Below are 9,377 nucleotides of genomic sequence, written 5' to 3'. Positions count from 1 at the left end.
TCTTCGCGGCGACGCGCCGCACCTCGCGCAGCAGTCCCGCGATGCTGAGGTATTGGCGTGAGAACGGAGCACTCATCAATACCTGCCTCGCAGCCTGAGAAGTCTGTGGCAGTATACTGATTCGGCTTCAAAAGTTTACGAAAGACTTTTTTCGACATGAATCCAGCGCATTGTTTCTAAAGCAAATATTTTTCCGGCGGGAATTGCTGGGCATGGGCTTGCCTGCACGGACTCCCCAATGGCACTCCAGAGCAGCTTCGCTCTTGCTGGGGTTCTTCGCCCAAACCGGTAGAGTCGACGACTGGCACGGTAACCGCAGGACCCGGGAGTAGCTGTTGCCGGCGGCTTTCGCCCCTGCCGGTGCCCCAATCCGGGCCATAGTCCCGTTTCCAGTCGCCGCTCGGCGCACTGGACGTGCGGATTTGCCGCATCCAGCGCTCGGACGAGGTGTCATGCCTTCGCCCACGGAAGGTCACGTGTGCGCACCGACAGCTCTTTGAGCCCCATCGCTTGATGGAGCCATGCGTCCGGGAAGCATGTGGTCCCCCGGCCTCGCTGCTTGTGCTTCCCGCACAACCACCAACGCAGCCGCTTGCGCGCGTGACGGTCCAGCGCCCGCTAGGTCGTGCTGACCGGCCCGAGACAAAAGGGGTTTACCCAACCGATAAGAACCCGGTTAAGCCGTTCTGAGGCTCGGCAACCACACTCGAGAGATCACGCCCCTTCCTCTGTAGAAATTTGTTTTTGTTGAGTTTTGGGATTTCAGCCGATCCTCGGTCGGTTGTTGAAATGCCAGATTACCGCTCGTCATGCATAAGACTCCAGGCGGCAGCGACGTGGCGCGGGGATCGTCGTCCGTGATCGGCATCTGAACTCGCGTCCTGATCAATGGCTGGAAGCTCACTTCCGACTGGCGGACAGGCACGACCTCCCAGGAACGGTCACTGGCTCCATCGCTCCCTGCGTCCGCTGCATCCTGATAGCGGAAAGTCCGACCTGGTATCCGAGTGACCGTATTCCATCTCAGAGCTGTCGCCATATCGACCTCAGGCATTTGGAGCAATCGTGCGAGAGCGCTACGGCCTTTTACGGGCAAGCGCCAGAGGCGAAGCATGCAGCGCTCCAAAGGCGCACTCGAGGATAGCGGGAAACCGTCACCAGCCATCCAGCTCGGGTTGCAGCGCGATGCGATAGCCGATGGCCCGATAGCCCTGTTGCCGTCGCGCCCACATGCGCAGCAAGGTGGGGTGGCCAGTGTCGACGAAATCGATGATGCGGACGTTGGTCTTCGCGGCGTGCTCTCGATGCAGCCGACCGGCGTATTGCTGCAAGCTTCCCTTCCAGGAGATCGGCATGGCCAGGACCAAGGTGTCGAGCGGCGGGTGATCGAATCCCTCGCCGACCAATTTGCCGATGGCCAGCACGACCCTTGGGGCCTCTGGCGGGAGTGCGTTGAGCTCCGCAATCGTCTCGGATCGACGCAGACGCGACATTCGGCCATGCAGGACGAAAGGCGCTGGAGTCATGCCGTCCAACGCCATGCGCAGGGCCGACAAATGGTCGGCTCGCTCGGTCAGCACCAGGATCTTACGTCCCTGCTCGAAGCGCTCGAGAACGGCGGCCGCGATGGCTTGGGTGCGCGTCTCGTCCAGCGCCAGGTGGCGGCAGATCCTGTGAAAGGCGGCGTCTGCCGGCAGGTCGATCGGTGCCTGCAGCTCGTGGGGGATGACCGCGAGGTCCTGCGGCCTTTTGGGCGGATTGGTCGCCCTGTGTCGCAGCGGACCGCATTGCATGAAGATGATGGGATCCTGCCCGTCGCGGCGTGTCGGGGTTGCGCTCAGTCCCAGGACATAGCGGGCTCCGACGCGCTTCATGATCGCCTCGAAGGACCGTGCGCTGATGTGGTGGCATTCATCGACGATCACCTGGCCATAGTCCTCGACGAGCGGCTTGACCTCGCCCTTGTGCGACAGGGACTGCATCACCGCGATGTCGATCTGGCCGCTGGGCTTGGTCTTGCCGCCACCGATGGTGCCAACTCGGTCGCGTCCGACGCCCAGGAACGCCAGCAGACGCTCCTGCCATTGCTCGAGCAGGTCGGTGCGGTTCACCAGAATCAGCGTGTTGACGTCGCGACGGGCGATCATTGCCGCTGCGACGACAGTCTTGCCGAAGGCAGTCGGGGCGCTGAGCACACCCGTCTCATGATTCAACATGGCCGTGACGGCGGCTTGCTGATCGGGGCGTAGCTGGCCCAGGAAATCGACCGCGATCGGATGGCCGGCGAACCGCTCGTCATGGAGGTCCGTCTCGATCCCGTTTTCACTCAGGAGCTCAAGCGCGGCATCTAAGCAGCCGCGCGGCAGCGCGAGGTGCCGCGGATAGCTCTCGGCGCAGCCGATCACCCGTGGCTTGTCCCAAACCGATAGGCGCAGCGCCTGCGCTCGATAGAAAGCCGGATTCTGAAAGGCCGCGAGCCGGATGAGGCGATCCGCGAGGGGCTGGGGCAGCTGCGCCTTCTCGAGGTAGACGCCGTTGGCGAGCGTGATCCCGATCTGCGTCGGCAAGGGACCAGGGAGCCGCTTGCTGGGGCACTTTGGTGGTTTCCAAGGCTGCGCCCGATCCTCCTCGTCGATGAAGCTCACATCCAGTGGCTGAGCACCGCCGACGGCCTTGAGAATCGCCGGCTCGATGTCCCGCGGATCCATGCGCCGCACGGAGGTGAGGAAGGTCCACTGGTCTGGATAGGCCTGCCAGTCGCGATCGACGAACAGACTTCGCCCTTGCGCACGCGGCGTCTTCTGCAAGGGTAGGGCGATCAAGTTGCCGAAGCCTCCCTTGGGCATGCGGTCCTGATTGGGAAAGAGCCGGTCGTAGGAGCTCAGCCTGAGCTGTCGAGTCCTCGCGCAGGTATGGCTGATGAGGGCCGCGCCGAGCCGTCGGGCATCGCTGGCCAGGACGCTTTCGGTGAAGAAGACCCAGGCGTGCGCGCCCTCGCCCGATCGAGAAATCTCCAGCGCGACGGGAACGTCGAGCACATCGCACGACTGCGCAAAGGCCCGGGCGTCCTGTCGCCATTCGGCCTCGTCGAAATCGACCGCGAGGAAATGACAGCGCTCATCCTCGAGCAGCGGGTAGACGCCGATCGTTTGCTTGCCCGCCAGATGGCCGTAGATGACAGAGTCGGTCAGAGGGAGGAGCTGGCGATGGCTGCAATCGGAGCACTTGACGGCGCGCTTGTCGCAGAGGCCTTCGCGCCACTCATTCGCGCAGGCGGGCGCGTAGCCAGAGTGACCTTTCGTACTCTCCCAGCGGACCGGATAGACGTCGTCACGACCGCGGAAGAGACGTCGAAACAGGGCGACCTTTTCGGCGGTCGAGAGCGATGATGTCTCCTGCTCACGCGCTGTCCGCTGGGGCTCGGACGGTTGACGCCACTCGATGCCGTGGGCTTCGAGAAGCGCGATCAGGCGCGCGTTCTCGGCTCGAAGCGCGGCGATTTCGGCCAAGTCATGCATGAGAGCGAGACTCCGAGCCCAGGTAAGCTCCTAACGACCATGCCGTGATTCCGGCACCCCGGAGTATGGAACAGGCATTCCAGCGGCCTGCGAGCTCGTCGCGGCGGGGCGCCGCTCCCACAATCGAACAGGTACTGTGCTGTTCCACGGTAAGCCTCCGGCGGTAAACCTCATCAGCTCACTGGCTTTCCGAGCATGAGAACCGCTGCCGTGGATGTCGATCATGACTGGTCCGAGCGGGTTCGATTGGATCCAGTTGGGTGGACGAAGCGATCCTCAGATCAGGGCGATCTGCCCCTGCAGAAACCCAGCGACACCGGGTAGACCCTGGCGTCGCAGCGTGTCGATGAAGGTCTCCGCCAACAGCGGTGGATGCTTCAGCGCCGCGCGCTGGAGCTTTGCCGACGTCGTCACGATCGCTGGATCGAGATCGGCTAGATCGAGGATGAAGTCGTCGGGATGGCGCGCATCGATGTCAAAATCGGCGAGCGCCACCTGTGGAAAATCCTTGAGGTTCGTGGTCACGATGACCTGAGCGCCAGACCGAATGGCGGCCGCCAGCACATGCCGATCATTCGGATCGGGGAGGGAGAGCCGGTCGATCAAGTGACCGTAGCCAGTGACCAGGCAATCCGGGACGGCCTGGTTGATCAGCGTCGTCGTGCGCTGCAGCTTGGCCTCGTCGAGCTCAGGCCTGTTGCGCAGCAACGCCGCCAGCCATTCGCGCTGGATCTCCTCCGTCCAGCGGGCGTGAAAACGCCGCGTCTGGGCCAGGCGGATCATCAAATCCCGCAGTGGCGCCGGGTAGAAAAGGCACGCGTCGTAGATGACCGTGAAGCTCGCCACCTAATACCCCAAGCCCATATCCTGCGCCTGAGCCGCAAGCGCATCGGCAGCTTCGGTGCTCTGTTGGTCGAGCTGCTCCCGATAGGCCATCAGATCGGAGAAGCGGACGCGACGGTGCCGGCCAACCTTGTAGAAGGGAATGGCACCTGCCTCCAACTGCTTGACCAGGAAGGGGCGTGAGACATTGAGCAGATCGGCGGCCTGCTGCGTCGTCAGCTCCGCGTGAATCGGAACCAGTGACACCGCGTTCCCCTGCGCCATCTGATTCAGGATGTCGACCAACATGTGAATCGCCGAAACAGGAACCGTCACATCGGTCTCGCCGTCGATCAGGCGCAACCGCGCTGAGTCGCCTTGCCCAATGCAAGCGGCTAGCAGACGGCTGCTCTCCAGCGCCAACGAAGCCTCTTCCTCCGTTGGCATCCGCACCCCAGGATAGACCGGTGCCGCATGACTCATTGCTCGGATCCTCTGTTTCGATCACTTGTGGCGAAGTATAGTGCAGCAGGGCATATAATCGAAATATTCGAAATGCGCCGGAATTTGCCCAGCGGCGCGCAGCCCAGGTTTTATCTCCTCATGCCGCACATTCTGTGGACTCCCGAGGGTTTTGGTGACCACAATGCGGCTCAAAGGGGACGCAGATGTGACTGCACTGAGTGACCGTTCCTGGGGCGTTTGCGTCACCGGCCGAAACAAGCCGAGCGACAGGTATCCGCGTGATGCCGTCGCAGAGATTCCAAGGTCGGGCGACCGGTTCTGCCCGGCTACTGCCACAATGAATACCCAAGCCGGTCATCGTCGTGGCTCACAAGCCTCGACAACAGCTGGACACATCGTTGGCCCAGCGTCCAAACCGGACTTCGACGACGCTGTGGCCGTGACGGGGATCTATGCCGTTCCCCGGCCGACCGCACCCCGTGACCAGCCGCCGCCAGGCGGCCTGATCGGGGCCTTTCTGCTCGGGCTCTTCTTCGGACGTCCCCGCGCGCCTTTGCCGAGACCTGTCGCGTCCTCGAGCCCGGCGGGCGGCTGGCCGTTTCGGGCCTGGTGGCGATGGGCGAGCTGCCGGATCACCTCCGCCAGGACCTGGCGCTCTGCGCCGTCCGTATGGGCGGCGTCGATTCCTGGGCTGACGGCGATGCCGGAGGCGAGCGGTCTCATCGACCTCCGGACGGGCCCCAGGGACGCGCGCCGGTCCGTCCTCCTCGATCCGCGACGGGGCGCCGGGGACGGCGATCGAGGATTTCGCGGTCTCCGCGACCATCGAAGCGGTCAAGCCGGTGGCATGCGCGGCTGACCAGGGCGCTCCGCGGGCCTCTAGCGGCGCTCAAGCCCATAGCGCTTCATCTTCTGCCACAGCGTCTTACGACTGATGCCGAGTCGCTCGGCGGTCAGCGTCATGTTGAAGCCCGTGTCGGTCAGGCCCGCCAGAATCGCGGCACGCTCGCCCGCCTGGGCGTGGGCCTTCAAGCCCTGCTCGGCCGCCGACGCGTCCGGCAGATCCAGCGCCAGGGAAGGTCCCCGACCCAGGATGCAGGCGCGCTCGAGCGCGTGCTGGAGCTCTCGCACATTGCCCGGCCAGTGGTGCTTCAGGAGTCGCTCGCGATCGTTGGCACCAAGCACGCGGCACTCGTCCGGGAAGCGTCTGACGTGCTCGGCGACATAGCGCTCGGCCAGCCAGAAAACGTCCTCCGGGCGCTCGCGCAAGGGTGGGATGCGGATCTCGAGGACCCGCACCCGATAATAGAGGTCTTCCCGGAAGGCACCGGCCCGAACCAGGGCCGCGAGATCGCGGTGCGTCGCGCACACCAGTCGCGCCGGCACCTCCAGCGCTCCGCTCCCGCCGATGCGTGTCAATTGACGCGATTGCACGACCCGCAGCAGCCGCGATTGCAGCGCCAAGGGCATGTCGCCGATCTCGTCGAGAAACAGGACGCCGTCGCCGGCCTGCTCGAAGACGCCCGCGCGGCGGCGCTCGGCGCCCGTGTAGGCACCGCGCTCATGGCCGAACAGCTCGGCCTCGATCAGCCCCTCCGGCAGCGCCGCGCAGTTGACCGCCACGAAGGGCGCCTGGGGACACTGCAGCCGGTGCAGCCGACGCGCAACCACTTCCTTGCCGACGCCGGATTCGCCGCAGATGAGCACGGGCGTGTGGGGATGGCGTGCCAGCCGCGCGAGCTCGGCCTCGATCTGGCTCATCGCCGGGGAGATGCCCAGCCGGTCTTCGGGCTCGCGTGAGGGATCGGGCGCGACGGGCGACTGGCTCAGCGCACGCAGCTTGCCGATCAGCTCGCCAGGGTCGAGCGGCTTGGTCAGATAGTCGACGGCGCCCAGCTTAAGCAGCTTGACCGCGTCTTCGATGCTTCCGTAGCCGGTGATGAAGAGGGTTGGTGGGACCGCAGTCCGGGAGCGCCGCAGATGCTCGAAGAGGTCGATGCCCGAGAGATCGGGAAGGCTGACATCGAGGAGGACCAGATCGAAGCGCTGCGCGAGCAGCATCTCGAGACCGCCGCGCCCCGTGCGCTGCCACTCGACATCGAATCCCTCGAGGATCAACCGCTCGAGGAGCGCCTCACCCATGATGGCGTCATCTTCGATGAGGCAGATCCGTGTCATGACACCTCCTCGGTCCCCAGTGGCAGCGCGACCTGGAAGCAGGTGCGCTCGGCGCTCGAGGCGACCTGAATCCGACCGCCGAGCTGCGAGGCGATCTGGTAGCAGATCCAGAGCCCGAGCCCTTGCGCATGCGGGCGCTGCTCCGGGTAGGGCTCGAACAAATGGGCCAGCTGCTCGGCAGGGATGGGACGCCCGGAGTTCTCGACCCGCACCGCAAGATGCGCCCCTTCCGTCCCGACCTCGACCCGAACCGCGCCGCCCGGCTCTGCGGCCTCGATGGCGTTCAAGAACAGATTCAGCAAGAGCTGACGGACGGGAGCCGCCGGGAGATCGACCGCCGACACCAGGCCGATGCTCCAGGCCACATTCACGCTCGAGCGCGCAAGCTTCGGCTGGATCAGGGTTCGCACATCATCCAGATCAGTCGGGGCAAGGCTTCGCGAATCGCCGCGCGCCTCGACCAGGAGCGCCGACACGCTGCCGCGGATCTGCTGCAAGGCGCGATCGATCAGGTCCAGCAGGCGTGCGGTTCGCGCGTCGAGGACCTGCCCCTGGCGATAGGTGTCGATCGCCATGAGCATGCCGCCGAGCGGATTGTTGACCTCGTGGGCGACGCCCGCCGCGACCCGCCCGACGGCCGCGAGCCGCTCGGCCTGAAGCATCTGCTGCTCCAACGCATCCTTTTCGGCCAGCGCGGCCAGCATGGCGCTGAACTGACGGCCGAGTTGACCGATCTCGGAGTCGCTCTCGGGGATCTTACAGCGCAGTTGCCGAGCGTCCTCGGTTCCGACCCGCGCCATGCAGGCCGCCAGCTGCATCAGCGGCGACGCCATGCGGCGTCCCCAGAGCCAGCCGGCCGGGAGCAGCACCGCCAGGACCGCCGCCGTCACCAGCACGCCGCCGACAAGGATCTCGCGGAAACGTGCGAGGAAGGGTCGATCGGAGAGCAGGGCGATCAGCTCGCCGACCGGGCCGCCCTCGCTGGCTAGGGTGAGCCGCAGGACCCGGCGCGTGCCATCGTCTTGGGGCTCAATGGACCGCACCAAGGCGGGCGCGGGCGCATCCGGACTGAACGCGGCCACCGGCAGCCAGGGGAGCGCCGCCTCCAGCGACTGATCGAGGCGAAAACGCTCGGGGCGATTGCTCGCGAAGATCCGCTGACCCGCGTCGATCAGGATCCAGGTCGCATCGGCGGCGTCCTTCTCCGGCCCCCGTAACAGTGAATAGGCGAGCCAGACGTCATCATGCAGCAGCGCCTGGACCAGGATCTCGGACATGGCATGCCCAAGCCGCAGGGCGTTGCGTCCCTGATCCTCGCGGAGGTTGTCGAGCGTTTGCAGACCCAGCGCCAAGGCCATGGAGACCGCCGTGACCACCGCCGCCACGCTCAGGCTCAAAGGGAGCCGATGCCGATAGCTGGCGGGCGTGAGGCTCATGTCCGGCGTCCCGTGTCGAGGCGCTCGGCCATCGCCGCGATGTCGTCGAAAAGCGCGGGCTCCGCCGGTGCGAAGCCGTCCAGATTGAGCTCATCGAGGAGTTGCCGGCCGATAGGGTCCTGGTCCTGGCGCAGCAGAATCCGGCGGATCGCCTGCAGATCCGTGGGGGCCAGTCCAGGTGCGCCGGCGAGCGGCGGGAATCCAAACAGCGGCGAGCGCAAGATGATCCGGGTGCGTCGCGTCAGCTCGGGCACACGGCGCGCCAGCGTCTCCCAGACGTAGCTGTCGACGGCGGCCCCGTCCGTCAGCCCCTCGGCGACCGCCTCGACGGTGTGACGATGGCCCCAGGTGAAGAAGGTTCGGCCGAAAAAGCGGTCCGGATCCTGACCCTGCTCCAGGAGTGCGAAGCGCGGGTAGAGGTAGCCGGAATTGGAGTCCGGATCGGACCAGGCGAACAGGCGCCCCTGGAGGTCGCGCAGAGCCGTGAAGGGCGCGTCGGCCCCGACGATGACGTAGGAGCGGTACCTAGGCTGTCCCTGAAAGCGCGGCACCGCGACGAGTGTCAGCTCCCTCCGGTGCTGCACATAGGGATAGCCGCAGATCCAGGCCAGATCCAATCCGCCGCGCAGCAGCAGGTCCATGATCTCGCGGTAGCGCGCGCGCTGGATGAAGACAACCGGGCGCCCAAGCTGCCGCTCGAGCCAGCTCGCCCAGAGGCGCAGGAAGGCGACGCGGTCATCGAGGATGACCGGCGTCAGGCCGAAACGCAGCGCGGGTCTTTCGCCTGCGCTCGGGTCTTGCGCTGCGCCCGTGGCGATGGGCTCGCACCAGCCAGACGGGCTGATGCCGAGTAGGCCGATGGCGCGCAGCAGGTCCCGGCGTGTGAGCATAGATCGGCGTTACCTTTTCGTAACACGAAGTCTGTGGACGTTACCAGAACTCTACGCGTGCTGCATAG

At 65.4% G+C, this 9,377-nt stretch carries 7 protein-coding genes; all 7 read right to left on the bottom strand.

The window, feature by feature from the left end; translation table 11 throughout:
* Window positions 1–1,154 precede the first annotated feature (1,154 nt).
* The 7 genes from G3446_RS12925 to G3446_RS12895 all read right to left on the bottom strand — a co-directional run bounded on the left by G3446_RS12925 (window position 1,155) and on the right by G3446_RS12895 (window position 9,309).
* The gene (locus G3446_RS12925; protein ID WP_164453247.1) at window positions 1,155–3,518 is read right to left on the bottom strand and encodes a TOTE conflict system archaeo-eukaryotic primase domain-containing protein; all 2,364 of its coding nucleotides are present in this window, start codon (window positions 3,516–3,518) and stop codon (window positions 1,155–1,157) included.
* Between the two features lie 276 nt (window positions 3,519–3,794).
* Complete coding sequence (locus G3446_RS12920) at window positions 3,795–4,364, bottom strand: VapC50 family PIN domain-containing toxin (RefSeq protein WP_164453246.1); 570 nt, start codon at window positions 4,362–4,364, stop codon at window positions 3,795–3,797.
* On the bottom strand, window positions 4,365–4,823 hold the full coding sequence (locus tag G3446_RS12915) for a helix-turn-helix domain-containing protein (RefSeq protein ID WP_164453245.1): 459 nt from the start codon (window positions 4,821–4,823) through the stop codon (window positions 4,365–4,367).
* A 432-nt stretch (window positions 4,824–5,255) separates the two neighbouring features.
* Window positions 5,256–5,528: a hypothetical protein gene (locus G3446_RS12910; RefSeq protein WP_164453244.1), complete on the bottom strand. Its 273-nt coding sequence runs from the start codon at window positions 5,526–5,528 to the stop codon at window positions 5,256–5,258.
* A 156-nt stretch (window positions 5,529–5,684) separates the two neighbouring features.
* Window positions 5,685–6,983 carry a sigma-54-dependent transcriptional regulator gene (locus G3446_RS12905; protein ID WP_164453243.1) on the bottom strand — a complete coding sequence of 433 codons (1,299 nt, stop codon included), beginning with the start codon at window positions 6,981–6,983 and terminating at the stop codon, window positions 5,685–5,687.
* Window positions 6,980–8,419: a sensor histidine kinase gene (locus G3446_RS12900; RefSeq protein WP_164453242.1), complete on the bottom strand. Its 1,440-nt coding sequence runs from the start codon at window positions 8,417–8,419 to the stop codon at window positions 6,980–6,982. The genes G3446_RS12905 and G3446_RS12900 overlap by 4 nt, the downstream gene beginning before the upstream one ends.
* On the bottom strand, window positions 8,416–9,309 hold the full coding sequence (locus G3446_RS12895; RefSeq protein ID WP_164453241.1) for a substrate-binding domain-containing protein: 894 nt from the start codon (window positions 9,307–9,309) through the stop codon (window positions 8,416–8,418). Before G3446_RS12895 ends, G3446_RS12900 begins: the two co-directional genes overlap by 4 nt.
* Window positions 9,310–9,377 lie beyond the last annotated feature (68 nt).

Origin of the sequence: Thiorhodococcus minor, from assembly GCF_010820565.1 — a bacterium.
GTDB classification, from domain to species: Bacteria; Pseudomonadota; Gammaproteobacteria; order Chromatiales; family Chromatiaceae; genus Thiorhodococcus; species Thiorhodococcus minor.
The sequence above is the reverse complement of the archived record's forward strand: the minus strand, read 5'-3'. Positions and strand labels throughout refer to the sequence as shown.